The following is a 19729-nucleotide window of genomic DNA, read 5'->3' as shown; positions in this document are numbered from 1 at the left end:
TCGACCGGCGCCACCTGCGGCCGAGCAGGCGGAACGGGGTCCGGAGGTGGCGTGATCCACACCGCTCGTGAGCGCGATCAAAGATCAGGCGCCCGGACGAGTCGTCCGGTTAGCCTGACCTGGTGCACACACCCGACCTCGACCGCCTGGACGTCGCCATCCTGGCCTGCCTGCAGTCCGACGCCCGCACGATCGCCGAGAGCATCGGCGCGAAGGTGGGCCTCTCCGCCGCCGCCGTGCAGCGGCGGATCAAGCGGCTGCGCGAGGCCGGGGTGATCGAACGCGAGGTGGCGGTGCTGTCGCCGCAGGCGCTCGGGCTGTCGATGACGTTCGTGGTGATGGTCGAGATGGAGCGGGAGAGCCTCGCGGTGCTCGACGGGTTCCGGCGGCAGGTGCTCGCGGACGACAGCGTCCAGCAGTGTTACTACGTCACCGGCAACGCGGACTTCGTGCTCGTGGTGACCTGCCGGGACATGGCGGACTTCGAGGCGTTCACGCGGCGGATGTTCTTCGACAACCCGAACGTGCGGCACTTCACGACGTCGGTGACGATGGACCGGGTCAAGACCGGACTGACCCTGCCGCTGGAGCCCTGAGCAGTCCAAAAAGGACACCTCGACCTCGTCACCACGGGTATCGGCCCGAACGCAAGGGGTCTGTGCCCGGCGTTACACCACTATGGACAGGTGCAGCCGATAGCGTGAACGTGGCCGGAGTCGCGTCATTCGCCCCGTGCCCGGCCATCTCCTCCCCGAGACGAAAAGTTCGCGCCGCGCGAACCACGAGCACCGAGGAGTGGCCGTGCACACCGACGCAATTCACCAGAGCCAGTTCGTTCTGCTGAACAACAGCAGCACGCCCGTTCTCTCCCGCCTGTCCTTCCACGTGGCGGAGCCGTACGCGGTCACCGTGGCGTTCCGGACCGAGCGCGGCCGGTGGGTCGAGTGGACCTTCGCGCGTGAGCTGCTCGCCGCCGGTCTCACCGACCCCGCCGGGCTCGGCGACGTCCGCGTCCGCCCCGACCTGTCCGAGGACGAGGCCATGTTGACGCTGGAAATCGAGTCACCCGACGGTTATGCGTCGTTCGAGCTCGAGCGTGAAGACGTCGAGTCCTTCCTCGGCTCGACCTTCGAGCTGGTCCAGCTGGGCTCCGAGAGCGAGTACTTCGACGTCGAGGCCCTGATCGAAGAGATCAGCAACGTGTAACCACCCGAACCACCGCTCCCGCGGTACGAAGACGAAGGGCGGCCCGAGTGCGCTGGAGGCACTCGGACCGCCCTTCGTCCTATTCGGTGGTTCTCGGCGACCGGGGGTGGAGTCAGCCGAGGACCAGGGAGGTCCCGGTCGCGGACAACGCCGGCCGGACCGGGAAGAAGTACGTCACCGAGCTGTTACCGCCGGACAGCATGCCCTGGGCCTGGTTGCCCGCGATGAACGAGCCGCCCGAGTCGCCCGCCTGGGAGCGCACGTTGGTGGCGGTCATGCCGTAGACCGTGCCTTCGGCGTAGCGGACGGTCTGGTTCTTGGCGCCGACGGTGCCGCAGGTCCAGCCGGTGGTCGAGCCCGACTTGCAGACCGAGGCGCCGGTGGCCGCCACGTTCGAGCCGCTCACGCGGGTGCCGTTGTTGATGACGCCGCGCGGCGTCCAGTTGCTGTTGACCCGGACGCTGGCGTAGTCGTTGCTCGGGAAGCTGACGCGGGAGAACGAGCCCATCGCGACCCGGTTGGAGCCGGTGACGGTGCCCGGGCCGCAGTGCCCGGCGGTGAGGAAGCCGCCGCTGACCGAGAACCCGATCGAGCACCGCGAAGAGTTGTTGATGTAGTAGGCGTCGCCACCGCGGACGTCGTACTTCAGGGTCGGCGCCGAAGTGGTCTCGACCACCGCGACGGCGGTCTTGTCGACGCCCGTCTTCTCCAGGTACGAGTCGACGACGCCGCTCTTGCCCGGCAGTACGTTCAGGGTCACGCGGTTGGTCTTGGTGTCGACGCCCCAGCCGGTGATCGCGCCGTCCGCAGCGCGCTCACCCGCGTTCAGTTTGTCCACAGTGGAATCGAGCTGGGCGGCCGAGAAGCGCACCAGTTCCGCTTCCGCGCCGCCGGCGGCGACCTGGCCCAGCTTCGCCGCGTCCGTGACACCGACGCGGAGCTTGCCGGTGGCCTCGTTGTAGCTCGCGCCGCCGAAGCTGCCGGCGAGCGCCGAGGCGAGTGACTGTTCGAGAGCGCCGGCGGCGGTCTCGCTCTGGATCCTGGCGAGTGCCTGGCCGGCGGTCAGGCCGAGGTCCCGTTGCAGGGCGGGAACCATCTCGGTGTTGAGCAGGGTGTCCGAGGACGCTGCCGCGGGGGTACCCGTGACGAGCGCACCGGTGGCCAGTGCTGCCGTGGCGGCCACACCGAGGAGCTTCGTGATCTTCATGCTTCTCCCTCGTCATCACGCACGGCTCCGGTTCGCCATGCGATAGCCCTCCCCCGACGGGTGAGAGTTCTGGAACGGGACGAGGTCCGCAATCCGGGTCGGCGCGGGATAGGTATACCCATTCTTCGGGAACCGAATCCCATGCTCCAGGGGTGGTCACCTAGAGCTGGCACCCGTACGGACACGTCCGTAAGTAGGGATTCCTGTGAATACCTTGCGTAGTCATGGCCACCCCCTGAACGTGGGATGAATCGCCGGATCGGGTTTTTCGCCGATGTTTCGAGGGTCTGGTGATTTTCCAACCGACGATCCGTCAGCCAACCGGTGACGGTGCGTTCGCGGACGGCCTAACGGGGTGCCCGTGCTGTCCGTGTTGGGTGGTTTACGACCAGGTAGGCAGTGCTTAGGCTCCGCAGGACAACGCACAAGATCGTGTCGGGCTCAGCGGGAACTCCCAACCGAGGAGCGCATGATGTGGCTTGCCACCCCTCGCCCGACCTCGGTTTCGGTCCGCGCCGGATCGACGGCACTCGTGGGCCGCGACGTCGAGGTCTCGGCGATCGTGAAGATCCTGCTGCGCCGTCCCGCCGCCGTGCTGATCGAAGGCGAACCGGGGATGGGCCGCAGCAGGTTGCTCGAAGAGTTGGCCGGACGCCGTGAGTTCGCGGCGGGCCGGGTGCTCTCGGGTGCCTGTCAGCCGATGCGCGAGCCGTTCCCGTTCGGTCCGGTGCTCGAGGCGCTGCGGTCGGCGGGCGACCGGCCGCTCGGCCCGCTCAGCCCGGTCGCCGGGGTGCTGAGACCCTTGCTGCCCGAACTCGCGGAAAGCCTTCCACCCCAACCGGAACCACTCACCGACCCGTGCGCAGAACGGCACCGCCAGTTCCGCGCCGTCCGGGAACTCCTGATCGCCTGCGGGCCCGCGCTCGTCCTGATCGACGACCTCCAGTGGGCCGACGAGGGCACTCGTGACCTGATGCGGTTCCTCGCCGCCGCCATGCCCGCCGAACTGGCCGTCGTCGCCGCGTACCGGACCGGCTCGCCGTCGAGGCACGGAAGCGCGGGCATCCCGTTCCGCACCCCGCCGAACGTCCAGACCGCCCGCGTGACGCTGGGTCCGCTCGACGTCGAGGCCGTCGGGAAGCTGGCCGAAGAGCTGCTGGACCTGCCGCGGGTTTCCGCGCCGTTCACCGCGAAACTCCACGAGAGCACCGCCGGGATCCCGTTCGTGGTCGAGGAGACCCTGCGGGCGCTGCGGGACGCCGCCGGACGGCTGCCGATCGGCGAAGTGCTTTCCGACCGGCTGCTGGAAAGCCTCGAAGTCCCGATCTCCCTGCGCGAAGCCATCACCGAACGGCTCGAAGGGCTGCCCGAACCCGCGGTCCGGCTGGCCTGCGCGGCGGCGGTGCTCGCCGTCCCGTCCGAACCCTCGGTGATCGGCGAACTCGCCTGTCTCTCCGGTGACGCGCTCCGCTCGGCCCTTCTGTCCACTTTGGATGGCGGGGTCCTCGGCGAACTCGGCGGCGACCGCTACGGCTTCCGGCATCCCTTGGCCCGCAAGGCCGTCTACGACACCGTCAGCGGTCCGGAGCGGACCCTGCTGCATTCACGCGCCATCCAGGTGCTCGCCACCCAGCCGGTCCCCCCGCTGACCCAGCTCGCGAACCACTCGCGCGCGGCGGGGCGGACGGAGCAGTGGCGCCACTACGCCGAAGCCGCCGCCGACGAGGCCATCGCCCACGGCGACACCTCACGCGCGATCGATCTGCTCCAGTCGGTCCTGGCCGAGGCCGGCCTCGGCGAGGACGACATCGCCCGGCTGGCCACGAAACTCAGCCAGGTCGCGCTGCGCGGATTCCGCCCCGACGTCATCGAGACGCTGGAGCGGATCCTCGAAGACCTCACCGAACTGCGCCCGAGCGTGCGCGGGACGATCCGGCTCAGCCTCGGGATGCTGCTGGTCCGCACGATCGGGCGGCTCGGCCGCGGCCGGGTCGAGGTGGAAAAGGCGATCACCGAACTGGTCGACGAGCCGGAACTGGCCGCCCGCGGGATCAACCTGCTCGCTCAGCCGATCGACGGGCTGACCCCGCTGTCCTGGCACGAGGTCTGGATGGAGCGCGCCCGCGAGGTCTTCGACCGGATCGAAGACCCGGAACTGCGGCTCGCGCTCCTCGGCGACCGGATCTCCACCCAGGCGCACATCGGCGACGGGGCGGCCTGGGCCGAGTTCACCCGGCTCCCGGACCAGGGCAGCGGCGTCGCCGAACGCGTCCAGCTCGCGCGGCTGTGGTGCAACCTCGCCGACGCGCAGTCCTGGGCAGGGCATCTGACCAGGGCCGAAAAGCTGGTCACCGAAGGGATCCGCCGCGCGACCGACGCCGGCGCGCTCTACGCCGCCGGGCTCGCCCAGGGCACCCGGGTCCGGCTGGACTGGGTTCGCGGCAACTGGTCCGGGCTCGCGGAGACCACCGAACAGCTCCGCGACGGCTATCCCGACCTTGGCCCGATCGTCATGGAGTCCTCGCTCGTCCTCGGCGGGCTGGCCGCCGTGCGCGGGGAATTCGCCGCCGCGCAACGCCATCTGACCGCGGCGAGCGTGCACGCCCCGGAGCACGGCCCCATCCCCGTCGTCCTTTCGGCGGCGGGAGTCCTCATCCGGGTGCTCCTCGCGACGGAAGACGTCGACGGAGCGTGCGCGGCGGCCGACAACGCCGTCGCGGCGGCCCGGCGCAAGGGTGTCTGGGTGTGGGCGGCGGGGCTGGTCCCCGCCGCGGCCGAGGCCTACACGCGGGCCGGGCGCTGGTCGGAGGCGGACGCCGTGGTCGAGGAGTTCGCCCGCGGCGTCGAGGGCAAGGACTCGCCGGTCTCCCGGGCCGCGCTGCTCGCCGGCCGGGCGATCCTGCTCGACGCGCGCGGCAAACACCCCGCCGCGGCAACGGTTTTCGACGAGGCGGCGGCGGGCTACGAGGCGCTGCCGATGCCGTACCAGGCCATCGGCGCCCGGGAGCGGGCGGCACTGTGCCGTCTCAACGCGGGCCGTCTCACCGCGGACCGGCTCACTGCGGACCGGCTCGGCGCGGGCAGCCGCCCCGCGATCGAGGAGCTCGCGGCGGCCGCGGAGGCCTACGAGCGGCTCGGCGCGACCAGGGACGCAGGCCGGTGCCGCCACCTGCTGCGGGAGCACGGCGCGTGGGCGCCCTCGCAGCGCGGGCGGCGCGGCTACGGCCAGGAGCTTTCGCCCCGTGAACTCGAGGTCGCGAAGATGCTTTCCGACGGGCGCACGAATCGGGAGATAGCGGACGGACTGTTCCTTTCCCCGCGTACGGTGGAACAGCATGTGGCGAAAGTCCTACGGAAACTCGGCGCCCGTTCGCGGACCGATGTGGCCCGCCGGATGACGACTTACGCACCGGCGACGGTCGACCGGTAGCGGCCCGCTGAGCGGCCGTTATTCCTTTAGGGGCAAGAAAAGTGCCCGATCGGGCATGGTGATCCATTCCATCGGGTTCAGCGGTGTTCGTATGGTTCCGTACAGTCATGCGCTGTGCTAGTTTGTTTTGGCCATTAACAAAGTCGGCCCCCTCTATGCAGGTCAGCCGATCGGGACGGGGTCCGACCCCCGTGAGGGAGTAGCGCAGAAGCATGGCTGAACGAGCCGATTTCGCGCTGGGGACGGTAGAGGCGACTGTGGTCGGGCAGGCGCTGGGCGTCGATGTCCGGTTGTTTCCCTTGCGCGTCCAGAACACTTCGATCGACCCGGAGCGGTACGCCGCGGTCATCCGGCGGGTCTACACCGATCTCGAGCAGCGCCGCCTGTCGATCAACGGCGAGCTGAGCCCGGCCATCCGCACCGCGTTCGAGCTGCTCTCGAACCACCGGATCACCGTTTCGATCAACGGCATCGACGGCATCGGCCAGGACATCGCCGTCCTCACCCTCACCGACGGCAGGCAGGCGCTCGGCATCACGCAGGCCCACGGCGACGACCTCCTGCAGTTCGCGCTCTTCTCGGACGAAGAGCTGGTCGAGGTCCTCTCCGGGGTCCTGCCCCGGATGCGGCCCGCGTCGACCGGCCGCCGCACGATCGTGCAGAAGGAGGAGCGCGCCGTCTCGGCGATGACCGCGCGACGCCAGGCCGAAGCCGAGTTCGACGAGGAGGAGACCGACGCGTTCGGCAACCTCCAGTTCACCGGCGTCGTCCGCGCCAGGACCGAGGCGCCGGCCCCGCGCAACGACGAGAGCGACCTCGAGGTCCTGGAGAAGGTGCTGTCCGGAACCCGTCTCGGCGGCGGGCACATCATCGTGAGCGGGATCGGCCGCCGCGGCGAGCGGCTCCGGTCGACGCCGTTGAGCTGGCTCGACACCGAAGACGGCCGGTACTTAGTCTGGACCGAGACCGACGAAGCCTCGGGCGCCGTGATCGGTCACTACGACCCGGCCAGTCAGGCGGGCGTGGCGAACTCGATCCGGGAAGCCATCGCTGACATCTACTGACCCCTCCTGAACCCGGCGAGAGGATCCTCCGTTGACTGAGGAAGCAAAAGAACTGCAGCCGACGGCCGCGTGGCAGCCGATGAAGATGCTCGCAGGCGCGCAGCTGAAGCGCATGGCGGTGCAGGGCGGGTTCGCCGTCGACGAGACCACCGGCCAGGAGATGATCCGGTCACTCCAAGGTGTGATCGACAGCCTCGAAGAGCGCTGGAGCGCGCTGACCAAGCTGCAGAAGTCGCCGCCGATGAGCGACACCGCGACCGCGCGCTGGGTCTCCCAGCACATGCAAGGCACCGCGAACGACGCGCAGGGCCTGCTCACGCAGCTCCAAGCCGCTCGCGCCGAGTTCCCGACCTACGTCGAGGCGATCGAACTCGCCAAGAAGAACTACCGCGAACGCGATGACGAGAACCAGCGCAACCTGACGCGGATCGACACCGAGATCTAGAGGAGAGACCCGTGACCGAAGCCGCGGAGAAGACCGCGAAGGTCTCCGACCCCACCTCGCCCGACTACAACAAGCTCGACCCGCACTACGACGTCACGGCCGATTCGTCGTCCGCTTATTACGTCGGGCCGCTGGCGGACGAGGCCGCCTCCGGTGACGAGATCCGGGCCGGGGCGGCGGCGGGGACCAACGTCATCTTCAATCTCCTCGGCTGGGGTGACACGGCGCTCAACGGCTTCAAGGACCAGTTCACCCAGAAGATGTACGAGGGGCAGCTGGAGAAGGCGCGCGACGGTCTCGACAAGGATCTGGAGATCCGCAAGCCCGGCGAGCCGCCGTCCACGGTCTGGAGCAACGCCACCCACGAGCAGATGCAGACCGTGATCGCGGGCAACGCGGATCCGGCCGCGGTGGGCGAGACCTCCGAGGAGTGGGTGCGGGCGGGCAACGACCTGGCCTCGCACCAGCGCAACCTGGCGAAGGCGATCAACGCGAGCACGGGCAACTGGCAGGGCGAAGGCGGCGACGCGGCCCGCGAGCACCTCGCCGGGGTCGGCAAGTGGCTCGGCTCGACCGCGAACGGCGCGACGCTGACCGGTCGTCAGCAGCAGATCCACTCGCAGACGCTGAACGAGACGCAGAAGCTGATGAAGGCGAATCCGCCGGTGGCGTTCAGCGTGCAGGAGGCCAACGCCAACCTGCAGACGATCAAAGACCCGCAGCAGTACATGTCGCAGCTCGGCAAGGATCTCGAGACCTTCAAGAAGCAGCAGGACGCGCGCGACCAGGCCGCGAAGGTGATGACCGAGTTCGACAGCACGGTCGGTTCGGCGATCGCCACCCCGGCGTTCCCGCCCCCGCCGAAGCTGCCGACGGCGCAGGCGACCAGGCAGCTGCGGGGCACTCCGATGTCCGGCGGCGGTGGCGCTTCGCCAGCCTCCCTTCGCGACCGCATGTCGCCCGAAGGCGCGGACGGCACGCAGAGCCCCAGCCCCTTCAACGCGGACTCGGACCGCACGCGCCCGGACGGCATCGCCGCTTCGATCGACGGGTCGCCGCAGGGCGGTCCCGGTGGCGGGCCCGGCACCGTGTCGCCCTTCAGCTCGCCGAACGGCGGCCCGGGCGGTGGCGGTCCCGGCGGTGGCCCCGGTGGCGGCGGCTTCAGCGGCGGCGGTTTCCCCGGTGGCGGCCCTGGCGGCGGTCCCGGTGGCGGCCCCGGCTCGAACCCGGCCATGCCCAACATCAACATCCCGAACGGGCCGGGCGGTGGCGAGAGCTACCGTGCCCCGGCGGCGACTTATCAGCCGCCGAACATGCCGAAGATCGACGAGGGCACGCACACCACGGGCTACACGCCGCCGTCGGTGACGCCCCCGTCGTTCAACCCGCCGAACATCCCCATCCCCGAGTCCGGTGGCCCGCGCCCCGGCGGCGGTCTCCCGTACAACCCGCCGAACATCGGGATGCCGAACATCCCCGGCGGCGGACCGGGACCGGTCATGCCGAAGATCCCGCCCATGCCGCGACCGGGTGGCATCGGCGAGCGGCTCGGCGGGCCGACGTTCCCGGACCCCTCGTCGGTCAAGCCCACGCCGTACACCTCGCCCAAGTTCGGCATGCCGAACATCCCGGGTGGAGGCACGGGCGGTAGCGGAATCGGTGGTACCGGCGGCTTCGGCGGCGGTACCGGCGCGGGTGGCTCCGGTGCGGGCGGCTCGGGCGCCGGCGGTCTCGGCGGCGCCGGAAGGTCGACGGGCGCGCTCGGTATGGGCGGCGCCGCGGGCGCGATGGACGCCGAGGCGGCCGCGGCCCGTGCGGCCGGTTCCGGTTCCGGTTCCGGCAAGCCGGGCACCCCCGGTGGCATGGGCCCGATGGGTGGCGGCATGGCGCCCGGTGGCAAGGGGAAGGGCGAGGACGACAAGGAGCACAAGGCCGCCGACTACCTCGAATCCGACGACCCGTCCTTCTTCGCCGCCGACGAGATCGTCGCGCCGCCGGTGATCGGTGACTGGAAGAACAAGGACTGGAAGTGACGGCTTCGTTCGAAGTCGATCCGGACGACCTGACCGCGCACGCGAGCCATCTCGAAGGGCTCGTGGACCGGTTGGACACCGCGCACGGCGCGACCGGATCGGCGATGTCGGCGGACGCGTACGGCCTGCTGTGCGCGTTCCTGCCGCCGATCGTCAACCCGACCGGCGAACGCGCGGCGGAGGCGATCAAGTCCGCCGCGGAAGGGATCCGGACGACGGCGGACAACGTCCGCACCGCCGCGAAGTCCTATGTGGAAGGCGACAAGAACAACGCGGAACCGTTCAACGCCGACTTCAAGGCCTTGGACATCGGAGGAAAGAAGTGACCCGCCCGAACGAACTCGGGGATCTCATCCGGGATCCCGACGAGGCACAACGCAAGATGGACCAGTGGGCCCAAGGGCTCGAAGACAAGGCACAGCGCTACGCGGCCGCCCAGGAGCGGACCGAGCAGTTGCGGCTGACCGCGTCCAGCTCCGACGGTGCCGTCAAGGTGACCGTCGGGGCGGACGGCGGCGTGACGGGCCTCGAATTCGGGACCAAGGCGAGGACGTACCCGCTGGAGGAGCTGTCGCGGCAGATCCTCACGACCATGCACCGGGCGCAGGCCGGGATCTCGGGTCAGGTCGCCGAGGTCATGCAGGAGACGCTCGGCGACGAGGACCAGGAGACCCGGTCGCTGATGATCGGCACCCTGCGCAGCCGCTTCCCCGAAATCGAAGAGGAAGAGCCTCCGGCGGACGACGCTCCCCCGGCTCCGTCCTCCGACACCCCGCAGGCGCCTCGTGACAAGCGCCATGAAGCACCGGACGACGAGGGCAACTCACCCTGGTGAGCACGTCGTTCCTGAACATCGAAGAAGGTCGTTTTGGGTAACCCACTGGTCGCGGACGTAAAGGACTCGACGAAGGCCTACACCGGCTCCTCTCTGCTGGAGTCGGCGTTCGATCTGAAATCGGCCATCGAAAGCGGCGACTGGGCTTCGGTGGCGCTGGGCGCGGTCGGAACCGCGCTCGACGCGCTGTCGATGGCGATGGACCCCTTCGGCGCGATCCTCGCGAACGGCGTCGGCTGGCTGATGGAGCACGTCGGCCCGCTCAAGGAAGCGCTCGACGCGCTGACCGGCAACGCCGACGAGATCAACGCGAACTCCGAGACCTGGAAGAACATCGCGACCGAACTCGGCGCGGTCGGTGCGGATCTGGCCGGGATGGTGTCCGCCGATCTGCAGAGCTGGACCGGGATCGCGGCCGACACCTACCGCGACCGGGCCAAGGACACGGTCACCCTGCTGGACGCGGCGAAGGCGGGCTGCGAAGGCGCCTCCAGCGGGGTGAAGACGGCGGGCGAGGTGGTCGCCGCCGTGCGCGCGCTGGTGCGCGACATCATCGCCGAGCTGATCGGGCACATGATCAGCTGGGCGCTGCAGGTGCTGTTCACCCTGGGCATCGGGCTGACCTGGGTGGTCCCGCAGGTGGTCAACGCCGTGGCGAAGACCGCGAGCAAGATCGCGAACCTGACGAAGAAGACCGTCAAGGCGCTCAAAGCGCTGATGCCGCTGCTGAAGCGGGCGGACGACCTGTTCGCCGACGCGGCCAAGGCGTTGAAGAAGCTGCAGCCCGGCAAGGGCGCGCCCGGGCCCAAGCCGAACAAGCTGGACGAAGGCACGACACCCAAGAGCAGCCCCAACGGCGACAAGGGCGGCGACACGTCGCCGTCCGGCGCGCCGCCCAAGAACGACCCGCCACCACCGCCGCCGCCGCCGAAGAACGACCCGCCGCCTCCGCCGAAGAACGAGACCCCGGACGGGCCGACCACGCCGTCCGGCAGCCCGCCTCCGCCCAAGGAGCGCGGCGCCCCCAAGCCGGAGCCGGACAACCGGATCAAGAACAACAACAACGATCCGGGCAACGGGGTCCCGCCCAAGAAGCGCGACGACTGCGGTGACCCTGTCGACGTCGCGACCGGCTCGATGATGCTGACGCAGGACGACGTCGTGTTCGCCGGTGTCCTGCCGCTGACCGTGTCGCGAACGCATCTTTCGTCGTACTCGCTCGGCCGGTTCTTCGGCTCGTCGTGGGCGTCCACTTTGGACCAGCGGATCGAGGTCGAAGACGACGGCCTGCATCTCGCGCTCGCCGACGGGTCGCTGCTGACCTATCCGGTCCCCCTGTCGGACGCCCCCGTCTACCCGGCTTTCGGGCAGCGCCTTCCGCTGTCCAAAGTGGACGACGGCTACGCGGTGTCCACTCCGGACGGAATGCTGCTCTTCTCCGGAGCCGGGGACACGCTCCCGCTGCGCGGGATCGGGGGCGGCGACGGGCACCGGATCTTCCTGCGCTACGACGACAACGGCATCCCGCGCGAACTGGAGCACACCGCCGGATACCGCCTGCTCGTCGAGTCGAAGGACGGTCTCGTCACCGCGCTTCGCCTGCCCGGCGCGGAAACCGCGGTCCAGAGCTACCGGTACGACGAGCGGCGCCGTCTGGTCGAGATCGTCGACGGCGCCGGTTCGCCCCTGCGGTTCACCTATGACGCCGCGGGCCGCATCGTGCGCTGGGAGGACGTCAACGGGCGCTCGTACGGGTACGGCTTCGACGCCGAAGGCCGCGTCGTCCGCGCGCAGGGCACCGGTGGCTTCCTCGACGTCGACATCGCCTACGACCGGGAAAACCGGGTCACGTCGGTCACGAACTCACTCGGCCACGTCACCCGCTACCAGCTGGACGAACTGCACCGGGTCGTCGCGGAGACCGATCCGCTGGGCAACACCACGCGGTACGAACTCGACAGCTTCGGCAAGCTGCTCAGCCGCACCGACGCCCTCGGCCGCACGACGCGGTGGGAAATGGACGACGAGGGCAACGTCGTCACCGTGATCCAGCCGGACGGCGGCCGCGCGCTCGCGGAGTACAGCGCGCTGAACCGGTGGACCAGCATGACCGGGCCGGACGGCGCGGTCTGGCGCCGCGAGTACGACGTGCGCGGGAAGGTCGTCCGCGCCACGGATCCGACCGGCGCCGCCACCACCTACGGGTACGACGACGCGGGCAACGTCGCGGTCGTGACCGACGCGCTCGGCGGGGTCACGCTGATCGAGTCCGACGCGGCGGGCCTGCCGGTCTCCATCACCGATCCGCTCGGCGGGATCACGCGGTACACCTACGACGAGTTCGGGCAGACCACCTCGGTCACCGACCCGCTCGGCGAGGTCACCAGGACGAAGTGGGACGGCTTCGGCGAAATCGCCGAACAGATCGACCCCGACGGCTCCGTGTGGCGCTGGAACCGCACCACCGAGGGCTATACCGACGAAGCGGTGGACCCCCGTGGGCTCTCGGTGCGCACCGAGTACTCGCAGTTCGACCTGCCCACCGCCGAAATCGGCCCGGACGGCGATCGGCTGTCCTACGCGTACGACACCGAGCTGCGGCTGGTTTCGGTCACCAACGAACACGGCCTTGTCTGGCGCTACGACTACGATCCCGCCGGCAACCTGATCAGCGAGACCGACTTCAACGGCCGCACCACCCACTACGGCTACGACGCGGCGGGGCAACTGGTGTTGCGCGCCAACAGTCTCGGCCAGACCGTCGCCATCGAACGCGACGCGCTCGGCCGGGTCGTCAGCCGCCGGGCGGGCGACGACGTCGCCACGTTCACCTACGACGCGGCCGACCGGATGACCTCGGCGCGCAACGCGCATTCCGAGGTCACCATCGCCTACGACGCGCTGGGCCGGATCGTCGCGGAAGCCCTCAACGGCAAGGCCCTCCTCTCGGAGTACGACGCCGCCGGCCGCCGTGTCGGCCGCCGCACCCCGTCGGGCGCCGAGTCGTTCTTCGCCTACGACGCCGCGAGCCGCCCCGTCGCGCTGCGGACCGCCGGGCGCACCATGCGTTTCGAGTACGACCCCTCCGGTCGTGAAGTGCTGCGGCGCCTCGACGGCACGCCGGTCGAGCTGCGCCAGGGCTGGGACGCCGCCGACAGGCTGACCTCCCAGACCGTTTCCAATGGCCGGGGTGTCGTTCAGCACCGCGAGTACGGCTACCTGCGGGACGGGCTCGTCTCGTCGATCTCGGACCTGATTTCGGGGCCGCGTTCGCTGCGGGTGGACCGCGCGGGCCGGGTCGTCGACGTCCAGGGGCAGGGCTGGCGGGAAAGCTACGGCTACAACCTCGCCGGCGCGATCACGCAGGCGGGCTGGCCCGGCGCGGATCCCGCCGTCGGACCGCGGCACTACCAGGGCACCCTGGTGACCGGTGCCGGTTCGACGTCGTACCTGCACGACACCGAAGGCCGCACGATCGCCCGCCGCAGGCTCGGCCGCGACTGGACCTACCAGTGGAACTCCGACGACCGGCTGACCGGCGTCGTCACGCCCGAGGGCGAGCGGTGGCTCTACCACTACGACGCGCTCGGGCGGCGGATCGCGAAACAGCACCTCGACCTCCACGGCCGGATCCTCGAACAGATCGACTTCGTCTGGGACGGCTCGAACCTCGCCGAGGAGATCCGAGGCGGCGTCGCCGTCGTCTGGGACTGGGAACCGGGCACGGAACGGCCGATCACCCAGATCGAACGGATCCCGGGACAGGACGCCCGTTTCCACGCCATCGTCACCGACCTCGTCGGCTCACCGAGCGAACTGGTCGACGAAGCGGGCAACGTCGCCTGGCACGTGCACACCTCGTTGTGGGGCAAGGTGCTTTCGCCGCCGGGGCAGGCGTACACGCCGTTGCGCTTCCCCGGCCAGTACCACGACCCGGAAACCGGGCTGCACTACAACTTCAAGCGCTACTACGACCCGGACACCGGGCGGTACCTCTCGCACGACCCGCTCGGCCTCGAACCGGCGTCGGACTCGCTGGCCTACGTCGGCAACCCGACGGACATGATCGACCCGCTCGGTCTCGTCGCGACGAAGCCGACGAAAAGCCCCTGCCCCAAGGCGCAGGCCAAGGCCGCCCTCGGCAAGAAGAAGTCGCCGGGCAACCGGGTCACCAAGCCGAAGCCGACGCCGGGACCGAAGAAGCCGCGGCGTCCGCCGCAGAGCTACGCCGACGGCACGCACGGCGCGAAGAAGCGCGAACAGAACCGGCTCACGGGGAAGTACGACAACGACCTCAAGGCCGACGGCCGGGACAAGGTCTCCGGGAAGTCCCACGAGTCCGAGCACCCGATCCCCTACGAGGCGATCGGCCGCGGCAGTGGCGGCGCACGGGGTTCGGGCCACGACCAGAAGGACATCGAGAACCACGCCTGGGCCTACCAGGAGGCCAAACCCGCGCACGCCTCGCACCAGGGCACCGGCAACAAGGGTTACGAGGGCGATTCCGGCTTCAGCGGCAAGTCCTACCGCGACGCCGAGCGCAACGCGATCGAGGCGGGCGACCCGAACACCGCGATCCAGCTCAACCAGCTCGACTACGCCTTCCAAAAGCCGTTCAAGGACACCAACAACACCCTCGACGGCAAGATCGCGGACGACTCGTACCACAAGATGATCGACGACGCGCACGCCAGCGGTAAGGGCCTCACCTATTCGACCGGCCCCGGGACGACCGCGACCACCCCGCCGCTGTCCGATCTCGACCGCAGGGAACTGCACCTGACCCGGGACACGGTCCGGGACGGCGAGTGGCCGGACCAGGTGAAGCGGACCTACGACGACGACCTCAAGGACATCCACGACGCGGCCTACAAGACGCCGACCAAGGCCGACTGGGACAAGCTGGAGGCCGGCGGCTTCGGCCCGCTCGACACCGGCAAGAAGAAGGACCCCAACGCGATGGACACCGACTGACCCCTCCCGCGTTTCGTCCTCTGGTTGCTGCAACCAGAGGACGAAACGCGGGCTGGTCAGGCGGCGGCGAGCGAGACGACGCGGTTCCGGCCGTTCCGCTTCGCCTGGTAGAGCGCGGAATCGGCGACGTGCAGCAGACGTTCCAGGACGGTCCCACCGGCCGGATAGACCGCGGCGCCGATCGAGACCGAAAGGCCTCGTACGGTCCGCGGCCCCGAAACCGTCCCGACTTCGACCTCGATGTCCATCACCGCCTGCCGGACCCGCTCGGCCACGGGGATCACTTCGGTCTCCGTCGCGCCGGGCAGGAGTACGACGAACTCTTCGCCGCCGAAGCGCCCGACAGAGTCGTAGTCGCGTACGTGCTCGGAGATCGTCGTCGCGACGACCTTGAGCACGACATCGCCCGCGAGATGGCCGTAGACGTCGTTGACCTGCTTGAAGTGGTCGAGATCGAGCATCAGCACGCCGAGTTTGCTCTTCGCCCTGGCCGCCGACGAAAGCTCCCGCTCGCTCAGCAGATGCCACGCGTGCGCGTTGAGCACCCCGGTCTTGCCGTCGATGTTCGCCGCGATCTCCAGCTGCCGCACCAGCACACTGCGGTGCAGCACCAGGACGGGCAGCAGGACGAACGGGACGAGCGCGGGCGCGTGCACGATGCCCAGCGCGGTCGACGTCCCGAGCACCAGCGTGGTGACTTCCAGCAGGTTGTCGTCACCGGTGCCGAACAGCGAACGCAGCGACCGGCCCCCGGTGTGCAGGTAGACCGAGAGCGCCACGATGACCGCGTTGGCCACGGTGAACACGGCCGCCGCCTCGACGATCCGCAGTGACCCGGTGAACCCGACGGGCAGGCCGTTCCAGCCCGCGACGATGGCTCCCGAAGCCAGGCAGGACAGCACTATCGCCGCCGCGCAGTACACGACGCGGTAGGCCGGGCGGTGGCTCATCCCCCGCCATACCCGGAGCCAAAGGTGCAGGTAGATGAGCAGTCCTAGGGCGAGCGCGAGCCCCGGCGGCAGGACGAGCACCCCCGCGAACGTCCACACCGAAGTCATGTTGATGTGCGGCCGGTCACAAAGCGTGCGCCGCAGCCGTTCCACCGAACGCGAAAGCTCGGCCTGCAGGAAGGCGAGGCCGAGCAGTGATCCAAATCGGACGAATTCCGTAGTCTCGTAGTTCGATCGGAGCAAGGCGATTACGGCGAGTGCCGCCGCAAGTCCTTCCACAATAAGAAAAACCGCAGGTACGCCACGTGGTCCGGACCATAACTCCCAGCGTCCCACCCAGGCTCTCAGACGTGTGCCGGCCCCTTCTCCGGCGAGTTCCGCATCCCCCATAATCATCGTCACCGGTCCCCCTTCCGTACACATTTCAATGTATCCGAGGTAGTACTGAGGGTGGCTCGCGTTATTTTCGGAACACACAGATGGAGCAGTGGGAGGGAGGATCATCATGAACGGTCGCGAGGACTGATCCCACCAATTCAGCCGGTCCGGCTCCCGGCCGGGAGCCATACATCGGGCCCGGTGGCGATGGTGCGTTTCCACGCCATCGCCATCGGGCCCGCCGTGGCGACGGCGACCGCCGCGGCCACTCCGACGGCCACGAACGGACCGGTCAACTGGGCGAGACCGCCCGCGAGCATGATCCCGATTCCTTGCACCGTCACCAAACTCGTCGAGGTCAGGCCCATCACCTGTGCCCGGACGCCGTCCGGCACCGCGCGGGCCATCAACGCGATGGCCTGCAGGTGGTACGGCGCCGCGCAGGCCCCGCTGAGCACGATCAGCGCGAGGCAGACCGGCAGCGACGGACGAAAGAAGACGAAAAGCAGAGGAACAACGGATGCAATGGCGAGAATGCCGACCATTCGCGTTTTCCGCCGAGCGGGAACCCATTTCGTGAAGATCCACGATCCGATTACCGAACCGACCGGATCCGCCGCGAGAATAAGTCCGACCGCGAAAGTCCCCGCCCCGAGTCCGACGGCGAGCGGGGCCGCGAGCCCTTCCGGCGCGATGGCGAACCCGGCGAGCATCTTCAGCCCGAACAGCACCCGGATTCCCTTGCCACGCCACAGTTCCCTGGCACCTTCACCACTGAAAGCCCGTGCCACCCGGCTTTTCACCGATGATTCCGCGGCGGCGGGCCTCCGGCGACGAACCCCTGTGGACACGAGCAGCGCCGAGACCACAAAGGTCATCGCGTCGATCACCAGTCCCCAGTAGGGCGTCACGAGCCCGATCACCAGTCCGCCACCGCCGAAGCCCGCCAGCTGCGCCGTTTGGATGGTGATCGTCCGCACCGCGAGCCCCGCGACGTACCGTTCGCCCTCGAGGACGTCCGGAAGCAACGCGAGTTGCGCCGCCCGGAACGGACCGCCCGCCATCGTCAGGATCACCAGCAGCCCGGCCAGCACCGGCAGCGGTGTCCCCGGAATTGCCATCAGCGCCGCGATCCCCGCGCGCAGCAGATCGCAGACGATCATCACCGTCCGCCGCGAATACCGGTCGGCCAGCCCGGCGAACAGGGTGCCGCCGATCAGCGTCGGCAGATACGTCAGCCCGTAGGCGAGCCCGGTCAACCCGGCCGAAGCCGTTCTTTCCCAGACCAGCACCGACAAAGCGACCCTGGCCAGCTGGTCACCGGCCTGCGAAAGCGCCTCGGCCGCCCACAACGCCCGGAACTCGCCAACGGCGAAAGCCGCCATGAACGCGGTGCTCCGAGCGGAATCCCCCTTTTCCATGAGCCCCTCCCCTTGGCTCACGGTAGTCGATCACTTCCGTTGTGTCAGCGACCATCCGGCCCACGACGACGGTGAGTGTCCACTGTGGAGAGACGATTCCGCGTGGTCAGCGACCTGCGCCGTAGCCCATCATCCCCTGTGCCATTTCCATCGCCAGCGAGCTCGCCACGGCGGGATCCATCATGTTCCGGAAGCCCTCCGTGGTCTTGTCGCGCGATCCGGTGTCGGAGCGTGGTTGCTCCGTCGGCCGGGTCTCGGCGGGCGGCAGGGCGACGACCTGTTCCCTGGCGGGCTTCCTCTTCGTCGTCGCGGGCGCCTGCTGCTTCACGGTGACCGGGACATAGACGGTCACCGGGGCGGCCTGCGGCGCGGGCGGCGCGACCGGCGGGGTGGGCTGCTGGGTCACCACGGCGGGCAGCGGCTGCTCGGGCAAGGCGGTGTCGTTGACCGGTGCGAGGGTGAACGTGCCGGCGAACCAGCCGATCGCGAGCAGGGCCACACCCGCTCCGCCGACCAGCCAGGACCGGGCGCGGCGGTGGATGACGACGGCCTTGGGCCGCAGATCCTTGTCGACGACCGGATCGCAGACCGGGGTCCGGACCGGCATCGGCTCGGGAACGGGCTCGTTCTCCGGGCTGCGCCGCCGTTTCGGCAGACTCGCCGCGATGATCCCCGTCCGGTCCAGCAATTCGGCGGTCTCGACGGGCACGCTCGCACAGAGCGCGGCGTCGGTCGGCGTACGGCGCTGGGCGGCGCGCGGCATGGGGACCTCCGGAAGGGGAATCACGAACTTGAGCATTGTGGTGCATTTCCGACGCCGCCGTAAGTAACGCACCCCGATCGAGTTATCCCGAGCCGTCCGGACCACGGAGGGTTACTCCATTCAGAGGTTCCTCATCCCCAAGCGCCCCAGCAGTGCCAACGGCCGCTGGTAAAAGGAGCCGAGAACCCGGGGAATCGCGTCGATGACATAGGCGTCGGGGCCGATCAGGATGCGCGGCGTCCCCCGTTCGATACCGCGCACGATGGTCTGCGCGGCCTTCGCGGGTGTCGTCTTCGCGATCTTTTCGAAGCCCTCCGCGGCTTTGTCGATGTCCCGCTCGACGCCGCCCCGCGCGTCGCGGGCGATATTCGTCTTGATGCCACCGGGATGCACGCAGCTGACCTTGACCGGATGCCGGGCGATCAGCATTTCCTGCCGCAGTGCCTCGGTGAACCCCCGCACCGCGAATTTCGCCGCGTTGTAGGCACTCTGCGTGGGCACGCCGATGAAGCCGAACACGCTCGAAAGGTTGACGATGTGCCCGTCACCCGAAGCGATCACCTGCGGCAGAAAGGCTTTCGTCCCGTTGACCACTCCGCCGAGATTGATCCCCATCAGCCAGTCGTAGTCGTCCCAGGTCATTTCTTCGACCGTCGCGCCGAGCGCGACCCCGGCGTTGTTCACCACGACGTTGGCGCCCCCGAAATCGACGGCGACCTCCTCGGCGTGCGCGAGAACGGCGTCACGGTCCGCGACGTCCAGCTCGTACGCCTTCGCGGTCGCGCCCGCTTTTTCACACAGCGCGACGGTGCCGGCCGCGCGGACGGCGTCGACGTCGGACAGCGCCAGCCTGGCCCCGCGCCCCGCCAGGTCGACCGCGAGCGCCTGACCGATTCCCGACCCCGCGCCCGTGATCACCACGACCTTGTCCGTGAACGACTTCATACCCGCTCCCATCCAGCTCGACTGTTACCGGAGGTAACACATACTACGGCTGTGAGCTTGCTGTGCGTTGATCGATTC

14 protein-coding genes are annotated in these 19729 nt (G+C 69.2%); 9 read left to right on the top strand and 5 right to left on the bottom strand.

Features of this window, described 5'->3' with window-relative positions:
- Positions 1 to 122: 122 nt before the first annotated feature.
- Both ACLJRM_RS24735 and ACLJRM_RS24730 read left to right on the top strand, forming a co-directional pair.
- The gene (locus ACLJRM_RS24735) at positions 123 to 596 is read left to right on the top strand and encodes an Lrp/AsnC family transcriptional regulator (RefSeq protein WP_101613664.1); all 474 of its coding nucleotides are present in this window, start codon (positions 123 to 125) and stop codon (positions 594 to 596) included.
- 205 nt (positions 597 to 801) lie between these two features.
- Positions 802 to 1206 (top strand): SsgA family sporulation/cell division regulator, encoded by a 405-nt coding sequence (locus ACLJRM_RS24730; RefSeq protein ID WP_101613663.1) that lies wholly within the window; start codon positions 802 to 804, stop codon positions 1204 to 1206.
- A gap of 112 nt (positions 1207 to 1318) precedes the next feature.
- Here the strand turns inward: ACLJRM_RS24730 and ACLJRM_RS24725 are convergent, their stop codons facing one another.
- Entirely contained in the window at positions 1319 to 2413 is a 1095-nt protein-coding gene (locus ACLJRM_RS24725) for a S1 family peptidase (RefSeq protein ID WP_410664406.1), read from the bottom strand.
- Between the two features lie 472 nt (positions 2414 to 2885).
- On the opposite strand from ACLJRM_RS24725, the gene ACLJRM_RS24720 reads away from it, so the two are divergent.
- The 7 genes from ACLJRM_RS24720 to ACLJRM_RS24690 all read left to right on the top strand — a co-directional run bounded on the left by ACLJRM_RS24720 (position 2886) and on the right by ACLJRM_RS24690 (position 15194).
- Positions 2886 to 5843 carry a helix-turn-helix transcriptional regulator gene (locus ACLJRM_RS24720; RefSeq protein WP_410664405.1) on the top strand — a complete coding sequence of 986 codons (2958 nt, stop codon included), beginning with the start codon at positions 2886 to 2888 and terminating at the stop codon, positions 5841 to 5843.
- 212 nt (positions 5844 to 6055) lie between these two features.
- Complete coding sequence (locus ACLJRM_RS24715) at positions 6056 to 6907, top strand: ESX secretion-associated protein EspG (protein ID WP_101611831.1); 852 nt, start codon at positions 6056 to 6058, stop codon at positions 6905 to 6907.
- A gap of 31 nt (positions 6908 to 6938) precedes the next feature.
- On the top strand, positions 6939 to 7352 hold the full coding sequence (locus ACLJRM_RS24710) for a hypothetical protein (protein WP_410664404.1): 414 nt from the start codon (positions 6939 to 6941) through the stop codon (positions 7350 to 7352).
- Between the two features lie 11 nt (positions 7353 to 7363).
- Entirely contained in the window at positions 7364 to 9385 is a 2022-nt protein-coding gene (locus tag ACLJRM_RS24705) for a hypothetical protein (RefSeq protein WP_410664403.1), read from the top strand.
- Complete coding sequence (locus ACLJRM_RS24700) at positions 9382 to 9711, top strand: type VII secretion target (protein ID WP_101611830.1); 330 nt, start codon at positions 9382 to 9384, stop codon at positions 9709 to 9711. Before ACLJRM_RS24705 ends, ACLJRM_RS24700 begins: the two co-directional genes overlap by 4 nt.
- Entirely contained in the window at positions 9708 to 10220 is a 513-nt protein-coding gene (locus ACLJRM_RS24695) for a YbaB/EbfC family nucleoid-associated protein (protein ID WP_101611829.1), read from the top strand. The genes ACLJRM_RS24700 and ACLJRM_RS24695 overlap by 4 nt, the downstream gene beginning before the upstream one ends.
- Positions 10221 to 10253: 33 nt before the next feature.
- Positions 10254 to 15194, top strand: coding sequence for an RHS repeat-associated core domain-containing protein (locus ACLJRM_RS24690; RefSeq protein WP_410664402.1), 4941 nt, complete (start codon positions 10254 to 10256; stop codon positions 15192 to 15194).
- A gap of 56 nt (positions 15195 to 15250) precedes the next feature.
- Here the strand turns inward: ACLJRM_RS24690 and ACLJRM_RS24685 are convergent, their stop codons facing one another.
- The 4 genes from ACLJRM_RS24685 to ACLJRM_RS24670 all read right to left on the bottom strand — a co-directional run bounded on the left by ACLJRM_RS24685 (position 15251) and on the right by ACLJRM_RS24670 (position 19651).
- Positions 15251 to 16387: a sensor domain-containing diguanylate cyclase gene (locus ACLJRM_RS24685; protein WP_233223066.1), complete on the bottom strand. Its 1137-nt coding sequence runs from the start codon at positions 16385 to 16387 to the stop codon at positions 15251 to 15253.
- A gap of 293 nt (positions 16388 to 16680) precedes the next feature.
- Positions 16681 to 17943: an MFS transporter gene (locus ACLJRM_RS24680; protein ID WP_101611827.1), complete on the bottom strand. Its 1263-nt coding sequence runs from the start codon at positions 17941 to 17943 to the stop codon at positions 16681 to 16683.
- A gap of 106 nt (positions 17944 to 18049) precedes the next feature.
- Complete coding sequence (locus ACLJRM_RS24675; protein ID WP_410664401.1) at positions 18050 to 18706, bottom strand: hypothetical protein; 657 nt, start codon at positions 18704 to 18706, stop codon at positions 18050 to 18052.
- 120 nt (positions 18707 to 18826) lie between these two features.
- Entirely contained in the window at positions 18827 to 19651 is an 825-nt protein-coding gene (locus ACLJRM_RS24670; RefSeq protein ID WP_410664400.1) for an SDR family NAD(P)-dependent oxidoreductase, read from the bottom strand.
- Positions 19652 to 19729 lie beyond the last annotated feature (78 nt).

The sequence above is a fragment of the Amycolatopsis sp. lyj-84 genome, from assembly GCF_046549075.1.
Lineage (GTDB): Bacteria > Actinomycetota > Actinomycetes > Mycobacteriales > Pseudonocardiaceae > Amycolatopsis.
Note: the sequence above shows the minus strand (reverse complement) of the source record. Positions and strands in the feature narration are given on the sequence as shown.